The sequence below is a fragment of the Microbacterium sp. Au-Mic1 genome, from assembly GCF_021341785.1.
In the GTDB taxonomy this organism is placed as follows: domain Bacteria; phylum Actinomycetota; class Actinomycetes; order Actinomycetales; family Microbacteriaceae; genus Microbacterium.
On record NZ_JAJTTF010000007.1, the window covers coordinates 73,590 to 99,104 of the forward strand.

25 protein-coding genes are annotated in these 25,515 nt (G+C 69.5%); 9 read left to right on the top strand and 16 right to left on the bottom strand.

What is annotated here, in order from left to right; translation table 11 throughout:
* Positions 1–5: 5 nt before the first annotated feature.
* From LXM50_RS10950 to LXM50_RS10980, 7 genes are read right to left on the bottom strand one after another with little or no spacing between them, the layout of a single operon-like run.
* The gene (locus tag LXM50_RS10950; protein WP_233311358.1) at positions 6–1,013 is read right to left on the bottom strand and encodes a sugar phosphate isomerase/epimerase; all 1,008 of its coding nucleotides are present in this window, start codon (positions 1,011–1,013) and stop codon (positions 6–8) included.
* Positions 1,014–1,023: 10 nt separating this feature from the next.
* On the bottom strand, positions 1,024–1,974 hold the full coding sequence (locus tag LXM50_RS10955; RefSeq protein WP_233311359.1) for a sugar phosphate isomerase/epimerase: 951 nt from the start codon (positions 1,972–1,974) through the stop codon (positions 1,024–1,026).
* Between the two features lie 24 nt (positions 1,975–1,998).
* Positions 1,999–2,826, bottom strand: coding sequence for a carbohydrate ABC transporter permease (locus tag LXM50_RS10960; RefSeq protein ID WP_233311360.1), 828 nt, complete (start codon positions 2,824–2,826; stop codon positions 1,999–2,001).
* A complete protein-coding gene (locus LXM50_RS10965) occupies positions 2,823–3,782 on the bottom strand; it encodes a carbohydrate ABC transporter permease (RefSeq protein WP_233311361.1) in 960 nt (319 codons plus the stop codon). Before LXM50_RS10965 ends, LXM50_RS10960 begins: the two co-directional genes overlap by 4 nt.
* 6 nt (positions 3,783–3,788) lie before the next feature.
* On the bottom strand, positions 3,789–5,108 hold the full coding sequence (locus LXM50_RS10970) for an extracellular solute-binding protein (RefSeq protein ID WP_233311362.1): 1,320 nt from the start codon (positions 5,106–5,108) through the stop codon (positions 3,789–3,791).
* A 44-nt stretch (positions 5,109–5,152) separates the two neighbouring features.
* Entirely contained in the window at positions 5,153–6,637 is a 1,485-nt protein-coding gene (locus tag LXM50_RS10975; RefSeq protein WP_233311363.1) for a GMC oxidoreductase, read from the bottom strand.
* A 47-nt stretch (positions 6,638–6,684) separates the two neighbouring features.
* A complete protein-coding gene (locus tag LXM50_RS10980; RefSeq protein ID WP_233311364.1) occupies positions 6,685–7,794 on the bottom strand; it encodes a Gfo/Idh/MocA family protein in 1,110 nt (369 codons plus the stop codon).
* Positions 7,795–7,909: 115 nt separating this feature from the next.
* Between LXM50_RS10980 and LXM50_RS10985 the strand changes: the two genes are divergently transcribed.
* The 3 genes from LXM50_RS10985 to LXM50_RS10995 all read left to right on the top strand — a co-directional run bounded on the left by LXM50_RS10985 (position 7,910) and on the right by LXM50_RS10995 (position 10,948).
* Positions 7,910–9,124: an ROK family transcriptional regulator gene (locus tag LXM50_RS10985; RefSeq protein WP_233311365.1), complete on the top strand. Its 1,215-nt coding sequence runs from the start codon at positions 7,910–7,912 to the stop codon at positions 9,122–9,124.
* A 175-nt stretch (positions 9,125–9,299) separates the two neighbouring features.
* Complete coding sequence (locus LXM50_RS10990) at positions 9,300–9,926, top strand: DUF4166 domain-containing protein (protein WP_233311366.1); 627 nt, start codon at positions 9,300–9,302, stop codon at positions 9,924–9,926.
* Positions 9,923–10,948: an epimerase gene (locus LXM50_RS10995; RefSeq protein WP_233311367.1), complete on the top strand. Its 1,026-nt coding sequence runs from the start codon at positions 9,923–9,925 to the stop codon at positions 10,946–10,948. The genes LXM50_RS10990 and LXM50_RS10995 overlap by 4 nt, the downstream gene beginning before the upstream one ends.
* A gap of 102 nt (positions 10,949–11,050) precedes the next feature.
* On the opposite strand, the gene LXM50_RS11000 is transcribed toward LXM50_RS10995, so the two are convergent.
* From LXM50_RS11000 to LXM50_RS11015, 4 genes are read right to left on the bottom strand one after another with little or no spacing between them, the layout of a single operon-like run.
* Positions 11,051–12,043 (bottom strand): epimerase, encoded by a 993-nt coding sequence (locus LXM50_RS11000; protein ID WP_233311368.1) that lies wholly within the window; start codon positions 12,041–12,043, stop codon positions 11,051–11,053.
* Entirely contained in the window at positions 12,040–12,411 is a 372-nt protein-coding gene (locus LXM50_RS11005) for a PLD nuclease N-terminal domain-containing protein (protein WP_233311369.1), read from the bottom strand. Before LXM50_RS11005 ends, LXM50_RS11000 begins: the two co-directional genes overlap by 4 nt.
* 41 nt (positions 12,412–12,452) lie before the next feature.
* Positions 12,453–13,382, bottom strand: coding sequence for an aldo/keto reductase family oxidoreductase (locus LXM50_RS11010; protein WP_233311370.1), 930 nt, complete (start codon positions 13,380–13,382; stop codon positions 12,453–12,455).
* Positions 13,379–14,797 (bottom strand): DUF2252 domain-containing protein, encoded by a 1,419-nt coding sequence (locus LXM50_RS11015; RefSeq protein WP_233311371.1) that lies wholly within the window; start codon positions 14,795–14,797, stop codon positions 13,379–13,381. The genes LXM50_RS11010 and LXM50_RS11015 overlap by 4 nt, the downstream gene beginning before the upstream one ends.
* A gap of 201 nt (positions 14,798–14,998) precedes the next feature.
* Here LXM50_RS11015 and LXM50_RS11020 point away from each other — a divergent pair, with 201 nt between their 5' ends.
* The 4 genes from LXM50_RS11020 to LXM50_RS11035 all read left to right on the top strand — a co-directional run bounded on the left by LXM50_RS11020 (position 14,999) and on the right by LXM50_RS11035 (position 19,061).
* Entirely contained in the window at positions 14,999–16,486 is a 1,488-nt protein-coding gene (locus tag LXM50_RS11020; protein WP_233311557.1) for an amino acid permease, read from the top strand.
* Positions 16,487–16,600: 114 nt separating this feature from the next.
* On the top strand, positions 16,601–16,981 hold the full coding sequence (locus LXM50_RS11025; RefSeq protein WP_233311372.1) for a VOC family protein: 381 nt from the start codon (positions 16,601–16,603) through the stop codon (positions 16,979–16,981).
* A gap of 100 nt (positions 16,982–17,081) precedes the next feature.
* Positions 17,082–18,764: a glucose-6-phosphate isomerase gene (gene pgi / locus LXM50_RS11030; protein ID WP_233311373.1), complete on the top strand. Its 1,683-nt coding sequence runs from the start codon at positions 17,082–17,084 to the stop codon at positions 18,762–18,764.
* Positions 18,765–18,773: 9 nt separating this feature from the next.
* Entirely contained in the window at positions 18,774–19,061 is a 288-nt protein-coding gene (locus LXM50_RS11035; protein ID WP_233311374.1) for a hypothetical protein, read from the top strand.
* 54 nt (positions 19,062–19,115) lie between these two features.
* Here the strand turns inward: LXM50_RS11035 and LXM50_RS11040 are convergent, their stop codons facing one another.
* Complete coding sequence (locus tag LXM50_RS11040; RefSeq protein ID WP_374107826.1) at positions 19,116–19,322, bottom strand: DUF6458 family protein; 207 nt, start codon at positions 19,320–19,322, stop codon at positions 19,116–19,118.
* A gap of 192 nt (positions 19,323–19,514) precedes the next feature.
* Between LXM50_RS11040 and LXM50_RS11045 the strand changes: the two genes are divergently transcribed.
* Positions 19,515–20,618 carry a serine hydrolase gene (locus LXM50_RS11045; protein ID WP_233311375.1) on the top strand — a complete coding sequence of 368 codons (1,104 nt, stop codon included), beginning with the start codon at positions 19,515–19,517 and terminating at the stop codon, positions 20,616–20,618.
* A 67-nt stretch (positions 20,619–20,685) separates the two neighbouring features.
* Here LXM50_RS11045 and LXM50_RS11050 read toward each other — a convergent pair whose 3' ends face one another.
* The 3 genes from LXM50_RS11050 to LXM50_RS11060 form a co-directional block, all read right to left on the bottom strand.
* A complete protein-coding gene (locus LXM50_RS11050; RefSeq protein WP_233311376.1) occupies positions 20,686–21,798 on the bottom strand; it encodes an acyl-CoA desaturase in 1,113 nt (370 codons plus the stop codon).
* Positions 21,799–22,057: 259 nt separating this feature from the next.
* Positions 22,058–22,816: a patatin-like phospholipase family protein gene (locus LXM50_RS11055; RefSeq protein WP_233311377.1), complete on the bottom strand. Its 759-nt coding sequence runs from the start codon at positions 22,814–22,816 to the stop codon at positions 22,058–22,060.
* 21 nt (positions 22,817–22,837) lie between these two features.
* The gene (locus LXM50_RS11060) at positions 22,838–23,872 is read right to left on the bottom strand and encodes a YafY family protein (RefSeq protein WP_233311378.1); all 1,035 of its coding nucleotides are present in this window, start codon (positions 23,870–23,872) and stop codon (positions 22,838–22,840) included.
* A 102-nt stretch (positions 23,873–23,974) separates the two neighbouring features.
* On the opposite strand from LXM50_RS11060, the gene LXM50_RS11065 reads away from it, so the two are divergent.
* Positions 23,975–24,439 carry a VOC family protein gene (locus LXM50_RS11065; RefSeq protein ID WP_233311379.1) on the top strand — a complete coding sequence of 155 codons (465 nt, stop codon included), beginning with the start codon at positions 23,975–23,977 and terminating at the stop codon, positions 24,437–24,439.
* 69 nt (positions 24,440–24,508) lie between these two features.
* Here the strand turns inward: LXM50_RS11065 and nrdF are convergent, their stop codons facing one another.
* The gene (gene nrdF, locus LXM50_RS11070) at positions 24,509–25,486 is read right to left on the bottom strand and encodes a class 1b ribonucleoside-diphosphate reductase subunit beta (protein WP_233311380.1); all 978 of its coding nucleotides are present in this window, start codon (positions 25,484–25,486) and stop codon (positions 24,509–24,511) included.
* Positions 25,487–25,515: the final 29 nt, after the last annotated feature.

The following is a 25,515-nucleotide window of genomic DNA, read 5'->3' on the forward strand; positions in this document are numbered from 1 at the left end:
GCCCGCTACTGGTTGCGGAAGGCGGCGTCGAACGAGGCGGCGGGCTTCGGCCAGAGCAGGGAGCGCACGTACTGCACGGCTTGAGCGGCTCCATGCAGGCGGTCCATGCCCGCGTCCTCCCATTCGATCGAGATCGGTCCCGTGTAGCCGATCGCGTCCAGCGCTCGGAACGAGTCCTCCCACGGCACGTCGCCGTGCCCAGTCGAGACGAAGTCCCAGCCGCGGCGCGGATCGCCCCAGGGCAGGTGCGAGCCGAGCACGCCCGCGCGGCCGTTCCGCGGCCTCATCCGGGTGTCCTTGCAGTCGACGTGGTAGATCCGGTCCTGGAAGTCCCAGATGAAGCCCACCGGGTCGATGTTCTGCCACATCATGTGCGACGGATCCCAGTTGAACCCGAACGCCTCCCTGTGGTCGATCGCGTCCAGGGCGCGCACCGAGCTCCAGTAGTCGTACGCGATCTCGGACGGGTGAACCTCGTGCGCGAACCGCACCCCTTCGGCGTCGAACACGTCGAGGATCGGGTTCCAGCGGCGCGCGAAGTCTTCGAACCCGGCGGCGATCACGTCCTCCCCGACCGGCGGGAACATCGCCACGTACGGCCAGATCGACGACCCGGTGAAGCCGACGACGGTGTCGACGCCGAGCTTGCGCGCCACGCGCGCCGCCCGCTTCATGTCCTCCGCGGCACGCTGCCGCACGCCCTCCGCGTCGCCGTCGCCCCACACGTGGTCGCGCAGGATCGCCTGGTGGCGGAAGTCGATCGGCGCATCGCACACCGCCTGGCCCGCGAGATGGTTCGAGATCGCGAACGTCTTCAGGCCGTGGCGATCCAGGATCTCGAGTCGCGACGCCACGTAGGCGTCGTCCTCATCGGCGCGCTTCAGGTCGAGATGATCGCCGGACGCGGCGATCTCCAGCCCGTCGTACCCCCAGGAGGCGGCGAGGAGGGCCACCTCCTCGAACGGCAGATCCGCCCACTGACCGGTGAACAGCGTGACGGGATGCGTGCTCATGAGCGTCTCCTCAGGACTTCGTCGCGTCGGCCAGCCAGCCCGCCGTGTAGACCGCGCTCTCCGTGGGATCCATGCTGGCACGGTCGACTTCGATCAGCACGGTGCCGTCGAACGAGTCGGGGAGAGCTCCGAGGATTCCGACGAGATCGAGATCTCCCAGGCCCGGCTCGCGGTACAGACCGAGGTTGGTCGCCTTCTCGTAGCTCAGCCCCTCCTCGCGGGTGCGCCGGGCGACGGCGAGGTCGATGTCCTTGATGTGCAGGTCCTGCACCCGGTCCCCCCACTTCTCGAGAACGGCCCGGGAGTCGATCCCGGCCCATTCCAGGTGGCCGATGTCGAACGCCGCTCCGAGGCGCGACGCGTCGATGTTCTCCAGGACGTACTCGTACTCCCGCTCGGTCTCGATCAGAGTGCCGACGTGGTTGTGCAGCCCGGGACGCACACCCTCGGCGTTGAGCACGTCGACGGCCTCGTCCAGCAGTTCCAGCTGCTCGTCGAGGCGGTCCTGATCGAAGTCGTAGCCGACCGCCGGATGCTCCCAGCGCGGAGCGGCGTAGTCGACCTCGGCGGCGAGGAAGATCCGGGACAGCCCCATGAAGGTGGACTCCTCGGCCTTGCGGCGCACGCCGTCGAACCAGTGGGCGCGCTCGAACGTCCCCTTCTCCAGGCGTCCGCCGTGCGCGGATCCCACCGGCACCTGCGCGTAGCCCGGCGAGACCCGCAGCCCGGAGTCCGCGATCATGCGGGCGTAGCTCTGCAGCGTCTGGGTGTCGAGCACCTCCATCATGGTCGTGTCGAATCCGGCGGTGCGGATCTGCGCGAGCACATCGGGGTACTCAGCCACGAAGGTCGGATCCGCGAACCGCCACAGACCGGGGCTGTCCGGGTCGGAGGGGTCGGACAGCACGTTGATCCACTGGATCGCGTTGAGCGAGAACGTCAGCGTGGAGAGGGATGCCATGTCGATGCCTTTCGAGAGGTGGGGCTACTTCAGTCCTGTGGCGGCGACGCCCTGGATGAAGTACTTCTGCAGGAAGAGGAACAGGATGAGGATCGGCAGCAGCACGACCATGGCGCCGGCGAGAAGCACGCCGAACGCGATCGTGTTGGACGCCTGCGAGGCGACCGCGAGTCCGACCGGCGCCGTGTACACGTCCTGCGACTGCGCGACCACGAGCGGCCAGAGGAAGTTGTTCCACGAAGACAGGAACGAGAGGATCCCGACGGTCGCGAGGCCCGGGCCGGTCAGCGGGAGGAAGATCCGGAAGAAGATCCGCGTCTCCCCCGCGCCGTCCAGGCGAGCCGCCTCGAGCAGTTCGAAGGGCACGCCGTGCGCGAACTGGCGCATGATGAACACGCTGAGCGGCATGACCAGCAACGGCAGGGCGATCGCGATGAGCGTGTTGACCAGGCCCAGTTGCACGACGATGACGAACTGCGGCACGAACAGCGCGACGTAGGGCACGATCATCGACACGATCACGAGCGGGAAGATCACGGCGCGACCGCGGAAGCGCAGCTTGGCGAGCGCATAGCCTGCCATCGCGCTGAACAGCACGTTGCACACGACCACGATCGCCGAGACCACGATGCTGTTCGCCATGTAGCCGCCGAAGCCGCCGTCCGTGAACAGGCCGATGTAGTTCTGCACCTGGAACGACTTCGGGAACCATGCGCCGGGGTCCGAGAAGAACTCGGCCTGGGTCTTGAAGGATCCGAAGAACACCCAGACGAACGGCAGCAGCATCAGGACCGTGATCACCGCGAGGGCGATGTAGGTCAGCGTGGAGCGGAGCGGGGTTGTCTTGTTCAATGCTTCGGCCTCAGCATTCGGAACTGGATGAAGGCGACGATGCCGACGAGGATGAGCAGGATCACGGATCCGGCCATCGATGAGGCGATGTTGCCGAAGCCGAACTGCTCGTAGACCCACAGCGCCATCGGCCGGGTCGATCCCAGCGGACCGCCCTTGGTGAGCAGGAACGGCTCCTCGAAGATGTTCAGGAACGACACGGTCATGAGGACCGTGACGAGGAGGGTGGTGGGGCGCAGGAGCGGCAGCGTGATCGACCAGAGCCGGCGCATCGTGGAGGCCCCGTCCGTCGCGGCCGCCTCGTAGATCTCCTCGGGAACGGCCTGGAGCCCGGCGAGGAACAGGATCATGCAGGTTCCGGCGTTGCGCCAGACCCCCATCATGACCACGGTCACGATCGCCCACTCGGGCTTGCCCAGCCAGTTCACCACCGGGACGCCCAGGTTCGAGAAGGCGCTGTTGACCGGGCCGGAGATCGAGAAGGCGTACTGCCAGATCACGGCGGCAGCGACGATGTTCGTGATCACCGGCACGTACACGGCGGCGCGGAAGAAGGTGCGCAGCCGCCGGATGCCGTTGTTCAGCATGAGCGCGAGTGCGAACCCGAGCACCATGCTGAGCGGCACGCACAGCACCACGAACATCACGGTGTTCCCGAACGCGCTCTGGAACGCCGGCGATCCCAGGACCTTGGCATAGGCCTCGAATCCGGTGAAGTTGACGTTGAGCGGATCGCGGATGTCGCGAGCGGTCATGTCGGTGAGGCTCGCGCCGACGGCCAGGATCGTGGGTACGGCGGTGAAGACGGCGAAGATGAGCAGGAACGGGATCAGGAAGATCCATCCGGTGGCCGCCTCCGCGCGGGATCCCTCATGCGCGGAGACGGCCCGGGTGGCGCCCCGGGGGCGTCGCGAGGACGCCCCCGGGGTGACCAGTGCACGCGTGGCGGTGGACATCGGCGACTACTTCCCGCCCAGCCCGATCGACTCCGCCTGCTGCTGTGCGGCGTCGAGCGCGTCCTTGGCGGAGACCCCGCCGCGCACGACCCGTTCCATCTGCTTGCCGATCACGTCTCCGACCTGCGACCAGGTCGGGACGTTCGGCTGCGCCACGCCGTTGTCGAGCGCGGAGCGGACGGTCTCGAGCATGGGGTCGCCCTTCATCGCCGAGTCGTCCCAGGCCGCCTTCAGCGCCGGCATGTTGCCGAAGATCTGGTACCACTTGACCTGCTGGGCGGTGGCCGACATCCAGCGCACGAACTTCCAGGACGCGTCCTTGTTCTTGGCGTCCTTCGGCACGAGCCAGCTTCCGCCGCCTGTCGTCGCGCCCTTGCCGCCGTCGGGACCGGTCGGGTTCTGGGCGAAGGCGAGGTGGTCCTTCGCCCAGTCCGCGCCGTTGGCGTCGTTGAACCACGCCTTGAACCACGGGCCGCCGTCGACGATCGCCGCGTTCTTGCCCTGCGAGGACCATGGCACCGTGTCGAGGAACTGCGGGCCGTCGGGCGACGAGAGGCCGCTCTTGATGAGACCGGCCCAGTAGTCGAGCGCCTCGACGTTCTTCGGGTCGTTCAGCGTCCACTTGGTGTGATCCGCGTTCAGGAACGCACCGCCGTTCTGAACGGCCATGACCTGCAGCTGTCCCGCGCTGTACTTGTCGTAGTTGACGGCGAGCGCGAACGGGAACTCGGACCCTGCGGCCTTGAGCTTCTCGCCGAACGCCTTCTGCTCGTCCCAGGTCTTCGGCGCGGCGGTGACCCCCGCCTTCTCCGCGAGGTCGCTGCGGTAGATGAGCATGTTCGCGTAGGTGTACCAGGGCACGCCGTACTGCACGTCTTTCACGATCGAGTTGTTCCAGATCGCCGGGAAGAAGTCGTCCTTCTTCGCCAGGCCGTCCGGCACCGGGTCGAATCCGCCCGTGTTCAGCAGCGCCGGCTGATCCTCGGTGTAAGCGAAGAGCAGGTCGGGCACGGTCCCCGCGGTGATCGCGGCCGTCATCTTCGAGGCGAACTGGTCGGAGGGGACCTTGGTCAGCTTGATGTCGACGTCCGGGTTGGCCTTCTTGAACTCGGCGATCATGTCGGGCAGCTTGTCGCCGTCGGCGCCTTCGGCCCAGAGCTGGACCGTGCCCTTCGCCGGCTTGTCGTCGATCGCGGCGCCGGTGCCGCCGCTGGGCGCGCCGGCGTCGCTGCTGCGTCCGCAGCCGGTCAGCAGCAGGGCACCGGCGGTGAGGACGGCGGTGCCGAGCAGCATTGCTCGGCGCGACCGTCGGGTGGTGAGGTGCATCGCATTCTCCTCTGTATCGGGTGGTGGGTCGGGTTCGGTGATGGTCAGAGCGCCGCGGACACGGCGCGCGCGATGCGCACCGAGATCGTGGCGCCCGTGAGGGTGGCGTTGCAGGTGAGGGCGGTCGGGATGACGCCGTTGCCTGCGAGATAGAGGTTGTCGAAGCCCCAGACGCGCCCGTCCGTGTCGACGACGGCGGTGCCGTCGTCGACGGGGCCCATGCGCACGGTGCCCGTGTAGTGCAGGGAGGCGCCGGCGGGCAGGATCTCGGAGTCCTCCGCGGGGAAGACGCCGATCGCGTTCGCGGCCGCGCGCTGCACGTCCATGGTCCGTCGGATCTCGGCCATGTCCGCCTCGGAATAGGAGAAGCGCACGGTCATGTGCGGCATCCCGAGAGCGTCGGTGCGGTCGTCGGAGAACTCGATCCGGTTCTCGGGCCGGATCTCCGTGGCGCAGTACCAGCCGACGCCGAGCACGTGCTGCCCGTCGAACTCGCGCTCCATGAGCTGTCCGTGAGCGGGGCGAGCGGCTCCGATCGACGGGCTCCAGTACGAGCCGATGAACGGCTCGCCGGCCGGCGGCACCGGGATGTCCGCGTCGGTGAGCCCGAGACGGGCCGCGTCGATCACGACGTCGCCGTCGATCGACGCGTGCTCGTTGAGCCGCACGCCGAGCGCCTCGGGCCTGATTCCCGAGGCCCAGAGCAGCTGCGGGGTGCGCAGCGCGTCACCGGCGATCAGGACCACCCGGCCGCGGAAGGACTCCTCCTCCCCCGATGCGAGGTCGCGTCCGACGAGCCCTGTCACGCGCGCGCCGTCGTGCTCGATCCTGGTGATCAGCACGCCGGTGCGCATCGCGACGTTCGGCTCGCTGCCGTCGAACAGGTACGGGGCGATGTCGCGGGGGCCGGTGCGGGCGAACGGGCGGTCCTGGTGCGGGACCCCTGCCATCGGCATGTACCCGAAGCGGCGCTCGGGGTCAGGGCTCGGCACGGCGTCACGGAGCGCGGCGAACAGCGGCTCGGTGAACGGGTTGTCGACGAGCGGTCCGACATACGTGCGCAGCAGGCCTCGCGCGCTCTCGAGATCCTCGTCCCACTGCGCGCGCGGCAGGAACGGGGGGATCTCCTCGGCGTAGGGCCACGGGGTCGCCGCGGTCCAGTGCACGCCCATGCCGCCGATGTTCCAGGCGACGGACGCGCCGGGGAACTCGGAGAAGTTGTGACCGAGGAACGCCGCGGGGAAGATGCCGGTCGAGTCCGCTGTCCAGCCGTCGCCGTCGATCTCGTTCATCGAGGCGGCGCCGCGGACGTACTCGATCTGCCGCGCACGGCGCATCAGATCCTCGTAGGAGGCGTTCATCGCATTCTCGTCGACCTCGACGAGGTGCTCGCCGTCGACACCCGTGATCCGCGACCCCGCCTCGATCACGAGGATCGACGCCTCCGGGTTCTGCTCGTGCACCCGGCGGGCGATGATCGCGCCGTTCGGACCGGATCCGACGATGACGAGATCGTATTCGTCTGACATTGCTCTTCCTCTTCTTCGGTTCAGGAGCTCGTGTGCTGATGCGGTGGTCAGGGAGTCTCGGCCGGAACGTCGACCCAGCGCTCTTCCCGGGCGGCGAGGAGCACGGCCTCGGTCAGCTGCGCCGCGCGCACGCCGTCGTCGAAGGTCGGCAGGCCGTCGGGCTGCTCCCCCGCGATCGCGGCGTAGACGTCGGCAACGAAACCGTTGAACGCGTCCTGATACCCCTGGGCGTGCCCGACCGGGAGACGGGAGAACCGGGCGACGCCGGGATGGGCGTTCTGCGGATCCCGGAACAGCTGCGCGTTGCCCTCCCTCCGGCCGATCCAGAGTTCCTCTGGGCGCTCCTGGTCGAAGCGGATGCTCTCCCGGGTGCCGTGCAACTCGAGGGTGAGGGCGTTCTTGCGGCCCGCCGCCATCTGCGAGACCAGCAGGGTGCCGATCGCCCCCGTTGCGGTCTCGACGAGGATCACGACCGCGTCCTCGTTCTGCACGGGGTGACCCCCGCGCTCCGCGAACGCCCGGCGGGTGCGGGCGGTGAGCCGGACGATGCGCTCGCCCGCCACGAACTCGAGGAGATCGCAGAGGTGCGATCCGATGTCGGCGAACGCGCGGGACGGGCCGCCCTCGTCGGACGTCGCCCGCCAGTCGTCGTCGGTCGGCAGCAGCATCCAGTCCTGCAGGTAGCCGCAGTCCACCGTGAGCAGAGCGCCGAGCTCGCCGGCGAGGACGCGGGCTCGCGCCTCCCGCACCATCGGGTGGTACCGGTACACGAACGGGACCGCGGCGACCACGTCCTGTTCCCGCGCTGCGGAGGCCAGCGCCCGCGCATCGGTGAGCGAGGTGGCCAGCGGCTTCTCGCAGATCACGTGCTTGCCCGCCTCGATCACGCTCATCGCCAGCGCGGCGTGCGTGGAGTTCGGGGTGCAGACGTGCACGACATCGCTGTCCCCGGCGAGGAGCTCGTCGACCGTAGCGGCGTGCTCGACCCCGAGCTGAGCCGCGGCGACCGCCGCGCGCTCGGGCGAGGAACTGGCGATGCCGGCGAGGACCGCGCCCGCGGCACGCGCCGCTCGGGTGTGCGCCTGCGCCATGAATCCTCCGCCGAGGAAGCCGGATCGGATCGTCCCGATGCCGGTGTGAGTGACCTCCGTTGTCATGTCGATGATTCTGACACGGATCGACACCCTTTTGTCAAGTGTTAGACAAAAGTCTTTCCGGCGCCGACAGATGTCGTTCCTCAGCTCAGCAATACCCGTGTGGTTTACTGACCCTATGAGCGACCCCGACCGGCTGAACGGCGGCGCCTCGCCGGGCGCGGGCGACATGCTGCAGCTGCTCCTCGACGGCCAGGCGCGCACGAAGGCCGACCTCGCGCACCTCACCGGCCTCGCCCGCTCGACGGTGTCGGCGCGCGTCGACGCCCTGCTCGCGTCCGGCCTCGTCGTCCCCGCCGGCGAAGGCCTGTCGACCGGCGGCCGCCCTCCCTCGCGGGTCGCGTTCAACCCGCGGGTCGGACTGGTTCTGGCCGCCGACCTCGGCGCCTCGCACGCGACGGTCGCCGTCTCGGATCTCGGCGGACGGATCCTGGAGAGCACGACACGTTCGCTGCGCATCGCCGACGGCCCCGCCGCCGTGCTCGACGGGGTGCTCGCCGACGGCCGTGCGCTGCTCGAGACCGAAGCCCTGCGCGGCATCCCGCTCGTGGGCATCGGCATCGGCGTCCCCGGCCCCGTGGAGCACTCCACAGGTCGGCCCTACAACCCGCCGATCATGCCCGGCTGGGACCGGTTCGACGTGCCGGGCTACGTGCAGCGCACCCTGGATGTGCCCGTGCTCGTCGACAACGACGTCAACGTCCTCGCGCTGGGCGAACAGGCCACGAGTTTCGCCGACGTCGACGATCTCGTCTTCGTGAAGGTCGCGACGGGCATCGGAGCCGGGATCATCGCAGGCGGGCGGCTGCAACGCGGCGCCCAGGGCTCGGCCGGCGACATGGGGCACGTCAAGGTGCCGTACTCCCCCGAGTCCTCGCATGCACCCGGGGAGGACCGCGACCTCGAGGAGCTCGCCAGCGGCACCGCGATCGCCACGGCACTCAGGGCCCAGGGTCTCGACGCCGTCACGAGTTCGGACGTGGTCGAGCTGGTCCGCAACGGCAACCCCGCGGCGATCGAGGCCACCCGGCAGGCGGGCCGCGATGTGGGCGAGGTGCTCGCCACGTTCGTGAACCTGCTGAATCCGTCGGTCATCGTGCTCGGCGGCAGCATCGCGCGCGCCGGTGAGCACCTCCTCGCGGGCGTACGCGAGGTCGTCTACCGCCGCTCCATCCCCCTCGCCACGCAGCACCTCGCGATCGTGCAGACGCACGCCGGGGAGAAGGCGGCCGTGCTCGGCGCCGCGATCATGGTGGCCCGCCACATCCTCTCCTCGGCGAACGTCGACGCCTACGTGGCGCAGGCGACGAGCCGCGCCGACGTCGGCGCCTGAGGCCCCCTCAGGCGTACCGCGTCCGCCGCGCCCGTCTCAGACTCCGTCTCCGCGTCCGTTTCCGTAGCGGGATGGCGCTCCCGAGCGCCGCTCGTCACCCGTTGGAGCCTCGCGGACCTCGACGGCACGAAGCGGTGCGCTCGCGTTTTTTGAACGTGTTCGATATTGTGGGACCATGAGTATCGATCCGCTCTCCCCCTACGCCACCGCACTCGGTGACGGCCTCGGCGAGCTGCATCCGCACCTGCGGGCGTACCTCCAGCCGATCCCTCCGGGAAGGGTCGGCGTCGGACACGGCGTGTTCGAGCGGGTCGGCTGCCGGAGCGGCGCGGTCCGCGTGCTGCTCGGACCGGTGCTGCGCGTCCTGCAACGCCGCGGCGCGGTGTACGCCGGCTGGGCGGAGGACGTCCCGTTCACGATCCGCAACCGTGACGGCGAAGGCCGATCGGCCGAGCGGACGCTGCACCTCACCGGCGGGGACTGGACCATGCGCGACCGCGTGCGATCCCTGCCGCGCGGCAGGGTCGCGGATCGCCTGGGGCAGCGCGAGGTGCTCGCCGCGGTCTTCGACGTGACGGCATCCGGCGGCGCCCTCGAGCTGCGCAGCACTCGGGTGGGTGTGCGGCTCGGGAGACGGGGGATCCGGTTCCCGCGGTGCCTCGCTCCCCGGATCCGACTGATCGAGAGCGCCGACACCGACCTCGGCGGGCAGCGGGTCGCCCTGACGGTGGACGTGCCGCTGCTCGGTCGCATCCATGAGTACGCCGGGACGTTCCGCTACGACATCGAGGAGGACGCATGAGCGCGCACGAGGACGGTCGCGGCAGGGTGGTGCTGGGCGGATCCACGGGGTTCATCGGCCAGGATCTCGCGCGGCGCTGGCGTGCCGCAGGGCGCGAGGTCGTCACGATCTCGCGCCACGACGCCGATCTGAGCTGGGACGACCAGTCCGGGATCGATGCCGCGGTCGACGGCGCGGGTCTCGTGGTCGGCCTCGCCGGCAGGAGCGTGAACTGCCGGTACACCCCGGCGAACCGGGCAGAGATCTTCCGCTCCCGCGAGCGGACGACCGCCGCCCTGCACACCGCGATCGGGCGCGCGGCGACGCCGCCCCCGCTCTGGGTGAACTCCTCGACCGCGACGATCTACCGCCATGCGGAGGACCGGGCGCAGACGGAGGCCAGCGGCGAGCCGGGCACCGGCTTCTCCGCCGAGGTGGCGAAGGCGTGGGAGCGGGCCCTGTTCGCGGGCGATCTGCCGGGAACGCGCCGCGTGGCGCTGCGCACCGCGATCGTGCTCGGCGACGGCGGCGTGCTGGGCACGCTGCGGACGCTCGCGCGGTTCGGGCTGGGCGGCACCCAGTACGACGGGCACTGGCCCGTGGGCCGTGCGCGGCGCGAAGCGGGGACGGCGCACGACTTCCGCACCCGCGGCGGGCGGCAGCGGTTCAGCTGGGTGCACCTCGACGATGTGGCGGGGATCATCGCGTTCCTCGAGGATCACCCCGCGCTGGAGGGACCCGTGAACGTGGTGGCCCCCGGGGCGAGCGACAACCGCACGCTCATGGCGACGATCCGCCGCGCCCTGGACGTGCCGTTCGGATTGCCGCAGCCCCGCTGGATGCTCGAGCTCGGCGCGATCGGGATCCGCACCGAGACCGAGCTGATCCTGAAGAGCCGCTGGGCCGCGCCGGAGAAGCTGCTCGCCGCGGGCTACGCGTTCGCGCACCCCGACCTCGATGAGGCCGTCCGCGCGTCCTTCGGTCTCGGAGCTGCCCCGTCGCGAGACCCTGATCCGTTGCCGTCGCGGAGAGAGTCGCTCTGACCACCGGTCTGCGGCGTCCTCTGCGCCTGGAGCGATCAGCAGCGGTGGCTTTCGCGACGGGAACACCGGACTCCCCGGGGAGGTGCCGTCCCCGCGCGCGCCTCAGCGCCCCACGATCGCCCGCACGGCTCCGTCCAGCTCCGGGAACCGGAACACGTATCCGGCGTCCTCGAGCACCTGCGGCAGCACCCACCGGCTCTTCAGGATGAGCTCGGACTCGGTGCGCAGCACGGCCATCCCCGGCTCGAGCACGAAGCGCGGTGCGGGCAGCCCGAACGGCGCGCGCACAGCCTGGCGCAGCGCGCGCATGAGCGCGATGTTGGTCACCGCGTTCGGTGACGCCATGTTCACGGGGCCGGCGATCTCGTCGTGGTCTCGGAGGAACCGCACCGCCTGCACGAAGTCCTGCTCGTGCATCCAGCTCAGCCTCTGCCGCCCCCGCGAGCGCTCATAGTCGGGCCGAACCGGCTCCGTCGGATGCGAGCCGATCCCCCGGTAGCGCCGGTGCGGGAACCACCAGCCGTCGTACTGCGGCCCGCCGAGCCCCAGCCGGGCCAGGCGCAGCAGCATGGTCATGACCGGCGCACCCCGGCCCAGGACGAGCGAGGTGCGCAAGGCGATCCGGCGGGTGTCCGGCAGCTCGCCGGCGAACAGCGCCGCCTCCCACTCCCGGGTGACGTCGCAGGAGAAGCCGCGCTCGTCGAGCGGGTCCGCCTCCGTGCGCGGCGTGTCGAGCGAGTAGCGGTAGGCGGTCGCGGAGCTGCCGTTCATCCAGACGGCGGGAGGATGCGCCACGGTGGAGATCGTGCGGTGCAATGCCGCCGTGGTGCGCACGCGTGAGCGCAGGATCTCGTCGCGGTTGCGATCGGTGTAGCGGCAGTCGATGCGCCGCCCGGCCAGGCCGATCACGAGCGCGGCGCCGTCGATCAGACGCCGGATCCCGTCCTCGTCACCCCAGCGCGCATCCGCATCGCCCCCGCGCCCGATCGTGCGCACGTCGTAGCCGTCGACGCGCAGCGCGTCGCGCAGGGCGGATCCGAGGTAGCCGCTTCCGCCGCCGATCACCGCGCGGGGCAGGCCCGCAGCGCTGCTCATCCCTGTTCCGCCTCGCCCTGCTGCTTCTTGCGCTTCTCGATCTCGGCGCGCAGCCGCCACTCCTCGATCTCGCGGTCCAGATCGGCGATCTGCTGTTCCGTGCTGCGCGTGTCGGCGGGCTGCGACGGCGCCGTGGGCGCCGGCGGACCGGAGCGGCGCTCCCGCGGCCGCGGCAGGCGGATCCCCTCGCCGTCGTACTCGCGCCCGACCAGGAACCAGATCAGGGATCCGGCCAGCGGGACGATGATCACGAGGATGATCCAGAACGCCTTGGGCAGGTGCTTCACCTGGTCGTCGCGACGCGTGATGATGTCGATGAGCGCGCCGATCATCAGCACCAGCATGAGGATCGTGAACACCAGGCCCATGCCGACAGCCTAGGAGATCCCGGGTGCGCTCCGGCCGCGCCCTAGGGCAGGGTGTGGCCGGCCGCGCGGAACAGCTCGTACCACTCAGCGCGGCTGAGCTCGACGTCGGCGCCCTCCGCCGCCTCCTGGACGCGCGACGGCGTGGTCGTGCCGAGCACCACCTGCATTCCGGCGGGGTGCCGGGTGATCCATGCGGTGGCGATGCCGATCGGGGTGACGCCGTGCGCGGCCGCGATCCGGTCGATCGCCGCGTTGAGCTCCGGGTAGGCCGGGTTGTCCAGGAACACGCCGGTGAAGAAGCCCGCCTGATACGGCGACCACGCCTGGATCGTGATGCCCTCGATGCGGCAGTACTCCACGATCCCGCCGCCGTCGCGGACGATGCTCTGGTCGAGTCCGGCCATGTTCGCCGCGAGCGGCTGCGCGATGATCGGCGCATGCGTGACCGACAGCTGCAGCTGGTTCGCGATGAGCGGCTGGGTCACCGCGGTCTTCAGCAGGTCGATCTGGCGCGGGGTGTGGTTCGAGACGCCGAAGGAGCGCACCTTGCCCGCGGCGTGCAGCTCGTCGAAGGCGCGCGCCACCTCCTCGGGCTCCACGAGGGCGTCCGGGCGGTGCAGCAGCAGAACGTCGATGCGGTCGGTGCGCAGGGCCTTCAGGGAACCCTCGACCTGGCCGATGATGTGCTCGTACGAGAAGTCGAACATCCCCTCCGACGGCACGATGCCGCACTTAGTCTGCAGGGTGATCTCGTCCCGCTCCGACGCGGACAGCCCGAGCGCGGCGCCGAACCGGTCTTCGCAGACGTGCATCGCTCCGCCGTAGATGTCGGCGTGGTCGAAGAAGTCGATCCCGTTCGCTCGGGCGGTGTCGTACAGCTCGCGGACCTGCGCGTCCGTGCGGCCGTCGATGCGCATCATGCCCGCGACGACCGCCGGGGCGGATCCGGATCCGAATCGGATCTGCTTCATGCGGTGCTCTCCTCCTGCGCAGACTGCTGCGCTGCGTGTGGAGCGGCGCTCGCCGCCCCCTGCTCGTCCGACCGCGCTGTGAACGACCGGTAGTCCTGCTCGGCCAGATCGGCGTAGGCGTTGGCCCAGCTCACCAGGATATCCGCGAGCTGCGCGCCCTTTCCCGCGTATCCGGCGATCTCCGCGGCCGCAGGCGCCTGCGCATGGGCGCGGGCGAGCGTGATCGCACAGGCCACCGCGTACTCGCGGTACCCCTCGTCCTCGATCTCGTCGGTGTCGATCGAGCCCTTCATGTCGTGGAACTGGCGCACGTAGTAGTCGTCGCGCGAACCCTTGATGTGCCCGAGGAAGGGATCCGAGAACGCCTGCAGCACCCGCTGCACCCCGACGACCCTCGCGCCCTCCCCGCCGTCGCGGATCCGCCCCCGGAGGTCGGCCGGCTGCTCGATCCCGCCGTACTCGGCGAGGACGCTGCGTCCCGCCTGCTTGACCTGCAGCAGCAGCGGCTCGGCATCGGGGGTGCCGAGCACCGCGAGGAAGCACCGCGTGCCGACGCTGCCCACACCGACGACGCGGCGTGCCACGTCGCGCACCCGGTACTGGCGCAGGAGCAGCTGGATGTCGATGTTGGCGGAAGCCGCGTACTGCGCGAAGGCGGTGTCGCTGACCTCGCGGATCTCGGGATCGGCGTGCGTCATGACCGGAGGCTGCTCGACGAAGCGCAGATGCCCGTCGTCGCCGCGCACCGTGAGCTTGCGCGCCGCGCGCGCCCCGGTGCGCTTCTCGGCCGCGGCGATCGCCTTCTGCAGGGTGCGCTGCGAATCGACGTCGAGCCCGTCCCGCGCGGCAGCCGCGTCGAAGTGGGCGAAGTACCGCTGCAGCGGATCCGCAGAGGCGGCGGAGCGCAGCGCCCTCGCGTACGCGACCACGCACTGCCGAGCCGCGTCATCCGCCAGCGCCTGCCCGCGGCTCCCCCGTGCGCCGATCACGACGCTCGCGACGAGCCGCTTGAGATCCCACTCCCAGGGCGCCCAGGCGGCCTCGTCGAAGTCGTTCAGGTCGAACATCAGCGTGCGCTGGGGCGACGCGAAGAAGCCGAAGTTGCCGATGTGGGCATCGCCGCAGGACGGCACCAGGATCCCCGTGTGCGGCTCCCGCGCGAAGTCCGCGGCCATGATCGCGGCCGTACCCCGGTAGAACGCGAACGGGCTGGCGGCCATGCGCTCCGTGCGCAGCGGGATGAGGTCCCGCAGCCGCGTGCTGTTCTGCCGATCCAGGATCCCGAGGGGGTCGCGGCCGGTCGTGGTGATCGTCGCCAAGGCGGTGCGGGGCACGCGGTCGCGGGCGGCGCGGCCGGCGGCGAGCCCCTCCGCCCGGGAGAGCATCGTGTCGCCGACGAGGCTGGTTTCGGTCATGGCTCATTGTCCCCCGACGCCGGTTCGTTCGTTGCCCTGCACCCTCGATCCGCGGCAGGATCTTCGATGCACCGATGATCGGCTGTCGTCCCGGGGCGGCCCAGAGGAAAGGCAGCGCAGATGAGCGATCAGCACCCCGGCCGGGCGGTCGACCCCGAGGACGCCCTGGAGAACGAACGCGAACTCACCGGCGATCGCCTCATGGCGGTCGAGGACTTCTCCAGCGAGGACGCCGGCTACCACAAGGCGCTGAAGCCCCGGCAGATCCAGATGATCGCCATCGGCGGCGCGATCGGCACCGGTCTGTTCATGGGCGCAGGCGGCCGCCTCGCCTCGAGCGGGCCGGCCCTGATCATCGTCTACGCGGTGTGCGGCTTCTTCGCATTCCTGATCCTGCGCGCGCTCGGCGAGCTCGTCCTGCACCGCCCGTCCTCCGGCTCCTTCGTCTCGTACGCCCGAGAGTTCTACGGCGAGAAGGTCGCCTTCGTGAGCGGCTGGCTGTACTTCCTGAACTGGGCGATGACCTCGATCGTCGACGTGACCGCGGCGGCGCTGTACGTGAAGTTCTGGGCGCAGTACTGGCCGCCGCTGCAGGCCGTACCGCAGTGGCTGATCGCGCTCGTGGCGCTGGTGGTGGTGCTTTCGCTGAACCTCGTCAGCGTGAAGCTCTTCGGCGAGATGGAGTTCTGGTTCGCGATGATCAAGGTCGTCGCCCTCGTGGCGTTCCTCATCATCGGAACGGTCATCCTCATCATCCAGGCCCCGACCGACGTCGGGCCCACCGGTTTCTCGATCATCGCGGAGCACGGCGGAATCCTTCCCATGGGCCTGTTCGCGCCGCTCATCGCGATCTCGGGCGTGGTGTTCGCCTACGCCTCGATCGAGCTCGTCGGCACGGCGGCGGGTGAGACGGCGGAGCCCGCGAAGATCATGCCCCGCGCGATCAACACCGTCGTGATCCGGATCGCGATCTTCTACGTCGGCTCGATCCTGCTGCTCTCGCTCCTGCTGCCGTTCAATACGTACAAGGCCGGCGAATCGCCGTTCGTGACCTTCTTCACGCACCTCGGCGGCGCGGAGACCGGCGCCGTGGCCGGGTCCGTGATGAACTTCGTCGTGCTCACGGCCGCGCTGTCCAGCCTGAACGCCGGCCTCTACTCGACCGGTCGCATCCTGCGATCGATGTCGGTGAACGGGTCGGCACCGCGCTTCACCGCCCGGATGAGCCGGAACGGCGTACCGTACGGCGGAATCCTGCTCACCTCGGTCATCACCCTCGCGGGCGTGGTCCTGAACGCGATCGTGCCGTCGCAGGCGTTCGAGATCGTGCTCGAGGTCTCCGCGCTCGGCATCATCGGCGGGTGGGCCACGATCGTCCTGTGCCAGCTGCGCCTGCATGCGCTCACGAAGAAGGGGCTGCTGGAGCGATCCTCGTTCCGCATGTTCGGCGCGCCGTACACGGGGTATCTCACGCTCGCGTTCCTCGTGTTCGTGCTCGTCACCATGGGGTTCACCGAGACCGGCCGGTGGGTGCTGCTTTCCCTCATCGTGATCATCCCGGCGCTCATCGTCGGATGGTTCGCCGCCCGACGCCGGATCCTCGCAGCGGCCCGGGAACGCGAGGGCTTCACCGGCAAGCACTCGGTGCTCCCGCACCGTCAGGCGACCGAGGCTCTGCGCGACGACTGAGTGCGACCCGCCGGGGCCGCCTCCACGACCGAGTCGAATGTCCGACGCCCGGCGTAGCGTCGGATCGACGGCGGATCCTCCGCCACGGAATTCCCACTCAGAGGAGCGTGCAGTATGGACTGGAAGATCGAGCTCATCTTCGTGCCAGTCACGGACGTCGATCGTTCGAAGGAGTTCTACGAGCGGATCGGCTTCAACCCCGACCACGACCAGACACCGTTCGACGGGCTGCGCTTCGTGCAGATGACGCCCCCCGGATCCGCGTGCTCGATCGCGTTCGGAACCAACCTCGGGATCGACCTCGAACCGGGCAGGCAGAACACGATCCAGGTCGTCGTGCCGAACGCCGACGAGGCTCTGGCGCACCTGCGCAGCGTGGGTGCGGAGGCGACCGATGTCGACGAGCAGGCCTGGGGCCGCTTCGTCACGTTCGCCGATCCCGATGGCAACCGCTGGACGCTGCAGGAGCTTCCGGACCGCAGCGCGCAGGCCTGACCCTGAGCGGGCGGGGTGTCAGGTGCGCCCCGCCCCCTCTCGTCTGCGGCCGGCGTGACATCGTCCGCACAGGTGCCGTCGCGCGCGCTAGCGTGGCACCATGAGCTCCCCGATCGACGCCACCGCAACACCCGCCTGGACCGCGCTCACCGCGCTGCGCGAGTCGTTCTCGCCCGATCTGCGCGGCTGGTTCGCGGCCGATGCGGAGCGCGTGCAGAGCCTGACCTTCGATCTGGCCGACCTCCGGGTCGACCTGTCGAAGAACCTCATCACGCCCGAGATCCGAGCGGCCCTGGTTCAGCTCGCCGAGCAGACCGGCGTCGCCGAGCGCTTCGCCGCGATGCTGGCGGGCGAGCACATCAACACGACCGAGGATCGTGCCGTGCTGCACACCGCCCTCCGTCGGCCTGCGGGAGCGACCCCGGAGCTGGTCGTCGACGGCCAGGACGTGGATCACGACGTGCACGCCGTGCTCGACGCACTGGGCGCGTTCGCCGATCGCGTGCGCTCCGGCGCATGGCGCGGCGTTACGGGCAAGAAGGTCACCCACGTGGTCAACATCGGCATCGGCGGATCCGACCTCGGCCCGGTCATGGTCTACGAGGCGCTCAAGCCTTACGCCGACGCGGGCATCCAGGCCCGCTTCGTCTCCAACATCGATCCGACCGACATCGCCCAGAAGACGGCGGATCTGGATCCTGAGACGACGCTGTTCATCGTCGCCTCGAAGACGTTCACGACTCTGGAGACGCTCACCAACGCGCGCCTCGCCCGTGACTGGCTCTGGGCGCGTCTCGCCGAGGCCGGGGTCGACGTCGCCACCGATGAGGCGCGCAGCGACGCGGTCGCCCACCACTTCGTCGCCGTCTCCACGGCGCTGGACAAGGTCGCCGCGTTCGGCATCGACCCGGCCAACGCGTTCGGCTTCTGGGACTGGGTCGGTGGACGGTACTCGGTCGACAGCGCGATCGGCCTGTCGCTCGCGATCGTGTTCGGCCCCGCCGCGTTCGGCGAGCTGCTCGCCGGCTTCCACGCCGTCGATGAGCACGTGCGCGCCACGCCGCTGGAGCGCAACGTTCCGGTTCTGATGGGCCTGCTCAACGTCTGGTACACGAACTTCCTCGGCGCGCAGTCGCACGCGGTGCTCCCCTATGCGCAGCAGCTGAGCCGCTTCCCCGCCTACCTGCAGCAGCTCACGATGGAGTCGAACGGCAAGTCCGTGCGGTGGGACGGGTCGCCGGTGACGACCGACACCGGCGAGGTGTTCTGGGGCGAACCCGGCACGAACGGCCAGCACGCGTTCTATCAGCTGATCCACCAGGGCACTCGACTGATCCCCGCCGACTTCATCGCCGTCGCGAATCCCGCCTACCCTCTCGCCGACGACGGCCGCGACGTGCACGGCCTCTTCCTGGCGAACTTCCTCGCCCAGACGAAGGCGCTCGCGTTCGGAAAGACCGCCGAGGAGGTCGAGGCAGAGGGCACGACCGGCGCGCTCGTGGCGGCGAGGACCTTCGCCGGCAATCGTCCGACGACGTCGATCTTCGCCCCCGCGCTGACGCCGGCCGTGCTCGGTCAGCTGATCGCCCTGTACGAGCACATCACCTTCACGCAGGGCGTGATCTGGGGGATCAACTCCTTCGACCAGTGGGGCGTCGAGCTCGGCAAGCAGCTGGCCCTGCAGATCGCGCCTGCGATCGAGGGCGATCAGGACGCGATCGACGCCCAGGATCCCTCCACCCGGGCGCTGCTCGCGTACTACCGCGAGCAGCGGAAGGCCTGAGGCGCCGACGTGGGCGACGACCAGATCGAGATCGGCGCGCTCGCGCTGAACGTCACCATCCCGCCGGAGCTGCGGTGGGAGGACGAACGCCGCGGCGAACGGTTCGAACTGCAGTCCCTCACCGTGAGGCTCCTGCCCGACGGGGCACTCGCAGCGAAGGCGTACGGGCGTCCCGTCGCCGGTGGGCGGGGCGCCTACGTGTCGTTCCCGGTGCAGCACTCCCCCGCGATCGATGCGCTCCTCACGGGCGCGGCGACCGAGGCGGCCCGACGATGGGCCGCGCACCGCGGTCTCTGACGCCCCGACGCTTCGCCGACCCTCGCGACGCCTCTCCGCCCGGCCGATTCTCGGTCAGAGCAGATCCTCGTCGTCGACCGGCCCGGTGCGGCGCCCGCGCCGCGTGAGCATCAGGATCAGGCTCAGCAGGAACACGACCGCACCGGCGATCATCAGGATGTAGCCGACGAGGTGCAGGTCGATCCAGGTGACCTGGATGTTGAGCGCGAATTCGAGGATCGCGCCGATGACGAAGAGGACGATGCCGGTTCCGATGCCCATGAGGAGGGCCTCCGTTCGGTGACTGGGTGGTCGAACGGTCCGACACTAGGCCGGACCCCGCGCCGTGGCACGGGGGTTGACAACCGGCGGCGAAGGCCTTCGGCGCGGACGAGGGCGCCCACTCCCGCTCTCCGCCTAGAGTGGGCCGGGACCACCCCTAGACGACGCCTGCGCACGTGAAGGAGCCGGACGATGACGACCACGGAGTTGCAGGAAATCATCGACAGGCATGTCGCGGGCGGCACCGCGCCCGGCATCGTGGTCGCGGATGGGGCCGACGACGGACGGCTGGACATCGTCTCCTCCGGCGATCTCCCCGTCGACGCCATCGTGCGCATCCAGTCGATGACGAAACCCGTCCTGGCCGTCGCGACGCTCCGGCTGGTGCAGGAGGGACGGCTCGAGCTGGACGCTCCCGTGCAGCGGTGGCTTCCGGAGCTTGCCGACCGCCGCGTGCTGCGCGCTCCGGGTGCGGCGCTCGACGACGTCGTGCCCGCCCGATCGCCCATCACCGTCAGGCATCTGCTCACGAACACGTCCGGCTACGGCATGACGACCGCTCCCGGACCGCTGCAGGATGCGATGGTGCGGGGTCGCACCCAGGCGAGTCAGGATCCTGTCGCGCTCGGCGCCCAGGACTGGCTCGACGCCCTCGCTGAGCTCCCGCTGATGTTCCAGCCCGGTGCGGGATGGCGCTACCACCACTCGTTCGGGATCCTCGGGATCCTGCTCAGCCGCGTCGCGGACCGCCCCCTGCAGGATCACCTCTCGGACGAGATCTTCGATCCGCTCGGCATGACCGACACGGGATACTCGGTTCCGCAGCCGCAGGCACATCGTCTCCCCGCGGCGCACCGCCACGACGGGCCGGGCGCGCTCATCGAGATCGAACCCGCCGCATCGGGCTTCTACGTGGCCCCGGCGCCGTTCGACCTGAGTCATGCCGAGCTGGTCTCGACGGCGTCGGATTATGCGGCCTTCGCCCGGATGCTGGCTTCCGGCGGCCGTGTCGGCGAACGCGTCATGGTGCAGCCCGCACTGCTCGAGCAGATGCGGACCGACCGCGTTCTCGCGCGCCTCAAGACGCCGGACAGCTTCTTCCCCGGCTTCTGGGATGGGATGGGCTGGGGCTACGGCGTCGCCGTGCAGACCGAAGGGCCGCATCGGGGTCGCTACGGCTGGTCCGGAGGGCTGGGCACCGACGTGTACGTCGCCCCCGACGGTTCGTTCCGAGTGATCCTGACCCAGGTCGAGATGGGTCCCGAGACGATGGCGCTCTTCGCAGACCTCGCCTGAGCGGTCTTCCGCCAGGGCTGCCCCGAGGCGTCTCCTGAGGCTGCGGCGAGGAGCCGGGCGCCCCCGATCAGGCGCGCCGGTACTGCCCGACCATGGGGCAGTCGAACGGATCCCGCGCAGCGAGGCCCACGCGGTTGAGGTAGTCGATGACGATCGCATAGGACCGCCAGAGCGAGGTCTCGGTGTAGGGGACGCCGTGCGTGGTGCAGAACTCGCGGACGATCTCGCTCGCCTGTGCGAGGTGCATCCGGGACATGCTCGGGAAGAGGTGGTGCTCGACCTGGTAGTTCAGGCCGCCCATCAGCCAGGTGGCCCACCAGCCGCCGCGGATGTTGCGCGAGGTGTGCACCTGCTTCGAGAAGAAGTCGAGTCGGGCCTCCGGGGCGATCACGGCCATGCCCTTGTGGTTCGGTGCGAACGATGCCCCCATGTACACGCCGAACACGGCGAGCATGACGCCGACGAACGCGAAGGCCTTGCCGAGCGGGAGCAGCAGGAAGACGGGCGTCAGCACCAGGGCGAACCGGGCGCCGATCATGCCGATCTCCGTCCAGCGGCCCTTGACCGGTTCCCGGCCGGCGAGATGCTTGATGCCGAGGTAGTGCAGGTTCAGGCCCTCGAGGGTGAGGAGGGGGAAGAACAGCCAGCCCTGCTTGCGGGTGATCATCCGGCGCAGACCCCGCGCCTGGACCGCGTCCTCCTCGAGGAAGGAGATGGTGTCGACCTCGATGTCCGGGTCCTTGCCCACGCGGTTCGGGTTCGCGTGGTGACGGCTGTGCTTGGAGTCCCACCACGAGTAGCTGATCCCGACGACCGCCGCCGCGAGGAATCTGGCGAGCCGGTCGTTCGCCGGGCCGGAGGCGAGGATCTGCCGGTGCGCGGCCTCGTGCGCGAGGAACGCGACCTGGGTGAAGATGATCCCCAGCGCGGCGGCGATGAGCAGCTGGTACCAGCTGTCTCCGAACAGGATGAATCCGGTGATCGCACCGCCGAATGCGATCGCGATCCCGATCGCCACGAAGATGTAGAACCGCGGCGTGCGCTGCATCAGTCCGGTCTCCCGCACCACCCGGGACACTTCGACGAACGCCCGCGCGACGTGCGGGAAGTCCTCCTGGCGGGCGTAGGTCTGTCGGACGGGTCCGAGCCTGGACGAAGTCTCGGCGTAGGTGGATGACATCGCGAGCGCCTTCCCTGTGTCCGGACGAGCCGGAGCTGGAGCCAAGGGCAGGTGCCGATCGCTGCTCTCACCGTACGCGCATCCATATGCATCGACGGGCATGAGACGCCTGCGCATCCGGCACGAAAGCATCCTGCGAGGCCTCTGAACGACGGACCACGGCGACGGCCTGGCATCAGGACCGGGGAATCCTGGCACGAAGACCGGGGAACCCTTGCGCGAAGACGGGCGGCGCCAGGGCGTGCGGGCAGGCGGCGGCCTAGGCAGCGGCCATCAGGCGGCCGTCACGATGCGCGGCATCCAGGGCCTCGTCCGCGGCGCGACGCCCTTCCGCGATGAGCCGGGGCACATCTTTCATCACCCATTGCGCCATGCGCTCCATCTGCGGCTGGATGAGGATCACGGTCGGATCGGCGACGAGGTCGGCCGTCGCAGTGACGGTGCGCATCATACGCACGTTCTCCCACTTCGCGTGCAGGCGGACGACGATCGTCCGCTCTGCGCCGAGCGCGCGGGTCACGGAGTCGGGGACGTTGTCGACCATTCCGCCGTCGGCGAGGAGCGCGCCATCGCGGCGGATCGGCGGCAGCACCCCGGGGACCGCGACCGTGGCGCGCAGGGCGGTGCTGAGCGGACCGCGGTCGAGGATCACACCGCGGCGCGTGCGCAGATCCGTCGCGTAGGCGCCGAAGCGGCGGGGCAGGTCTTCGATCAGTGGGTCGCGCCCGAGGATTCGGTGGATCGCGTCCGTCACGGCATGAGTGTCGAGCAGGCCCCAGCGCGGGCGCAGTGACCATCGCGCGATCGCGCCCCAGCGGAAGCCACGGACCGCGCGATCGATCGCATCGGCATCGAAACCGGCCGCATATGCGGCCCCGAGGAGGGCGCCGGCACTGGTCCCCGCGACGATCCCGGGGCGGATGCCGCGCTCCGCGAGCACCTGCAGCACTCCGGCCTGGGCCGCGCCGTAGGCGCCGCCGCCGCTCAGCGTCAGTCCGAGGGTCGGGTCGTCGGCCACCGTGTCTCCCCTCGTCCGCCGTCAGGAGACGGTATCAGCGGCCGCCTTCGCAACTGCTGAACCGGGCGTACCTTTCCCCCGGGCGGTCGCCGCGTTCCGTTCAGCCAGCACGGCGAACGCGTGCGCGAGTGCCGGAGGGCGGACGACCTCGATGTCGGTGTCGAACCGATTGAGGTCCGCCGCGAGGGCGATCCAGGACCACGAGCCGATCTCGAGCGAGCACCGGTCGGGGCCGAGGTCCTCGACGACTCCGCCACCCGCGAACGGCAGCACGTCACGAGCGGGCAGAGAGAGGACGACCTTGCCTTGGCACGGCCAGCGGTCCCCCTCGGCAGAGCCCTTGAACCGCGCAGAGACGTATTCGGCGACGTCGCCGCCCGGGATCTCCCGGCGCGCGAATCGCGGGCCCGCAGGTGTGCGCGGCGCAATGCGATCGGCGCGGAAGAGCCGCCATTCATCCCTGTCGAGATCCCAGGCGACCAGATACCAGCGGCCCCGGGCGGTCACGAGGTGATGTGGCTCCACCCGCCGCAGAGGCCGATGGTCGTCGTCCGCACGACGAGCGCCGCTCGTGTAGTCGAAGCGCAGCACCTCGTCGGCCCGCACCGCAGCCGAGATCGCGATCAGCACGCCGGTCGAGACCGCATCCTGCAGGTGGTCGTAGGGGCGCGACGGGAGCGTGGTGAAGCGGAGCGCGTCGAGGCGGTGCCGAAGGTGCGACGGCATCACCTGACGGATCGTGGTCAGCGCCCGCAGGGAGGCCTCCTCGATGCCGGCTCCGGAAGCCGTCGCGGCCTGGAGCGCGACGGCGAGCGCGACGACCTGGTCATCGTCGAAGAGCAGGGGCGGGAGCTCGCTGCCCGCGCCCAGGCGGTATCCGCCGTCCGGCCCCATGGTCGCCTGGATGCGGTACCCCATCTCCCTGAGTCGTTCGATGTCGCGGCGGACCGTGCGCTGGCTGACCTCCAACCGCTCGGCCAGGGTCGATCCCGGCCAGTCGCGTCTGGTCTGCAGGAGCGACAGCAGGGTGAGCAGGCGTGAGGTGGGAGCGGCCATGTATGAACAGTACTTCTGGTATAGGACATGATCTGACCTATATGGATGCGAGGCTGAGCGAGTCCGGGGGAAGCCGGGAAAACATCTGATCAAGGAGCGCTCATGAGCATCACGACGACCACCCACCTCAACTTCCGCGGCGACGCGCGCCAGGCGTTGGAGTTCTATCAGGCCGTGTTCGGCGGTCGGCTCGGCATCGCGACCTACGGCGACTTCGGAATGCCGAAGGATGCCCCCGGTGCCGACGACGTCGTCTTCGGGCAGCTCGAGTCCGAGGGCGGCTTCCGGGTCATGGCCTACGACATTCCCGGCGCGCCCGCCGGCCCCGCGACCGGCGGTCCGACGCGCCGCGAGAACGGCGTCACGCTCACCGAGCAGCCCTTCTTCGTCTCCGTGCGCGGCACCGCCCTGGACGAGGTGAAGGAGTACTGGGACGCGCTGTCCGCGGGCGCATCGATCATCGAGCCGCTCGCCGCATCGGCCTGGAGCCGGGGATTCGGCATGCTGACCGACCGCTTCGGCGTGACCTGGATCCTCGACGTCGCCGCCGAGCACCAGGCGGGTTGATCCCTTCCGGCACAGGAAGAGGCCCGGACCCGCGATGATCGCGGATCCGGGCCTCTCGTGTGCTGCGACTCAGAAGTCCCAGTCCTCGTCTTCCGTGGCCTCGGCCTTGCCGATGACGTAGGAGGATCCGGAACCGCTGAAGAAGTCGTGGTTCTCGTCCGCGTTGGGCGAGAGCGCCGACAGGATCGCCGGGTTCACGTTCGTCACGGTCGCCGGGAACATCGCCTCGTAGCCGAGGTTCATCAGCGCCTTGTTCGCGTTGTAGTGCAGGAAGCGCTTGACGTCCTCGGTGAGGCCGACGCCGTCGTACAGGTCCTGGGTGTACTGCACCTCGTTGTCGTAGAGCTCGTAGAGCAGCGAGAAGGTGTAGTCCTTCAGCTCGTCCTTCTTGGTCTGGTCGAGCGTCTCGAGGCCGCGCTGGAACTTGTAGCCGATGTAGTACCCGTGCACGGCCTCGTCACGGATGATGAGGCGGATGAGGTCGGCCGTGTTGGTGAGCTTCGCCCGCGACGACCAGTGCATCGGCAGGTAGAAGCCCGAGTAGAACAGGAAGCTCTCCAGCAGGGTCGAGGCGACCTTGCGCTTGAGCGGCTCGTCGCCCCGGTAGTAGTCCATGACGATCTGAGCCTTCTTCTGAAGGTTCGGATTCTCCACCGACCAGCGGAACGCCTCGTCGATCTCCTTCGTCGAGCACAGCGTCGAGAAGATCGAGGAATAGCTCTTCGCGTGCACCGACTCCATGAACGCGATGTTCGTGTAGACGGCCTCCTCGTGCGGGGTGATCGCATCGGGGATGAGCGACACGGCGCCGACGGTGCCCTGGATCGTGTCCAGCAGCGTCAGGCCGGTGAATACCCGCATGGTGAGCGTCTGCTCCTCCGGGGTGAGCGTGTTCCACGACTGGATGTCGTTGGACAGCGGCACCTTCTCGGGCAGCCAGAAGTTGTTCACCAGACGGTTCCAGACCTCGAGGTCCTTGTCGTCCTGGATGCGGTTCCAGTTGATCGCCTGGACGCGATCGACGAGCTTGAGCGGTTCGGGAGTCATATCAATCCTTCAGAAGAATGCCTGATCAG

Bases quoted from the DNA above. Each gene is read 5' to 3' on its own strand.
- LXM50_RS10980 (WP_233311364.1), bottom strand. From the start codon at position 7,794: ATGACAACGGAGGTCACTCACACCGGCATCGGGACGATCCGATCCGGC.
- pgi (WP_233311373.1), top strand. From the start codon at position 17,082: ATGAGCTCCCCGATCGACGCCACCGCAACACCCGCCTGGACCGCGCTC.
- LXM50_RS11020 (WP_233311557.1), top strand. From the start codon at position 14,999: ATGGCGGTCGAGGACTTCTCCAGCGAGGACGCCGGCTACCACAAGGCG.
- LXM50_RS10955 (WP_233311359.1), bottom strand. From the start codon at position 1,974: ATGGCATCCCTCTCCACGCTGACGTTCTCGCTCAACGCGATCCAGTGG.
- LXM50_RS11060 (WP_233311378.1), bottom strand. From the start codon at position 23,872: ATGGCCGCTCCCACCTCACGCCTGCTCACCCTGCTGTCGCTCCTGCAG.
- nrdF (WP_233311380.1), bottom strand. From the start codon at position 25,486: ATGACTCCCGAACCGCTCAAGCTCGTCGATCGCGTCCAGGCGATCAAC.
- LXM50_RS11025 (WP_233311372.1), top strand. From the start codon at position 16,601: ATGGACTGGAAGATCGAGCTCATCTTCGTGCCAGTCACGGACGTCGAT.
- LXM50_RS10970 (WP_233311362.1), bottom strand. From the start codon at position 5,108: ATGCACCTCACCACCCGACGGTCGCGCCGAGCAATGCTGCTCGGCACC.
- LXM50_RS11040 (WP_374107826.1), bottom strand. From the start codon at position 19,322: ATGGGCATCGGAACCGGCATCGTCCTCTTCGTCATCGGCGCGATCCTC.
- LXM50_RS10975 (WP_233311363.1), bottom strand. From the start codon at position 6,637: ATGTCAGACGAATACGATCTCGTCATCGTCGGATCCGGTCCGAACGGC.
- LXM50_RS11000 (WP_233311368.1), bottom strand. From the start codon at position 12,043: ATGAGCAGCGCTGCGGGCCTGCCCCGCGCGGTGATCGGCGGCGGAAGC.
- LXM50_RS10965 (WP_233311361.1), bottom strand. From the start codon at position 3,782: ATGTCCACCGCCACGCGTGCACTGGTCACCCCGGGGGCGTCCTCGCGA.
- LXM50_RS11015 (WP_233311371.1), bottom strand. From the start codon at position 14,797: ATGACCGAAACCAGCCTCGTCGGCGACACGATGCTCTCCCGGGCGGAG.
- LXM50_RS10995 (WP_233311367.1), top strand. From the start codon at position 9,923: ATGAGCGCGCACGAGGACGGTCGCGGCAGGGTGGTGCTGGGCGGATCC.
- LXM50_RS11065 (WP_233311379.1), top strand. From the start codon at position 23,975: ATGAGCATCACGACGACCACCCACCTCAACTTCCGCGGCGACGCGCGC.
- LXM50_RS11045 (WP_233311375.1), top strand. From the start codon at position 19,515: ATGACGACCACGGAGTTGCAGGAAATCATCGACAGGCATGTCGCGGGC.
- LXM50_RS11010 (WP_233311370.1), bottom strand. From the start codon at position 13,382: ATGAAGCAGATCCGATTCGGATCCGGATCCGCCCCGGCGGTCGTCGCG.
- LXM50_RS11050 (WP_233311376.1), bottom strand. From the start codon at position 21,798: ATGTCATCCACCTACGCCGAGACTTCGTCCAGGCTCGGACCCGTCCGA.
- LXM50_RS10950 (WP_233311358.1), bottom strand. From the start codon at position 1,013: ATGAGCACGCATCCCGTCACGCTGTTCACCGGTCAGTGGGCGGATCTG.
- LXM50_RS11005 (WP_233311369.1), bottom strand. From the start codon at position 12,411: ATGGGCCTGGTGTTCACGATCCTCATGCTGGTGCTGATGATCGGCGCG.
- LXM50_RS10990 (WP_233311366.1), top strand. From the start codon at position 9,300: ATGAGTATCGATCCGCTCTCCCCCTACGCCACCGCACTCGGTGACGGC.
- LXM50_RS10985 (WP_233311365.1), top strand. From the start codon at position 7,910: ATGAGCGACCCCGACCGGCTGAACGGCGGCGCCTCGCCGGGCGCGGGC.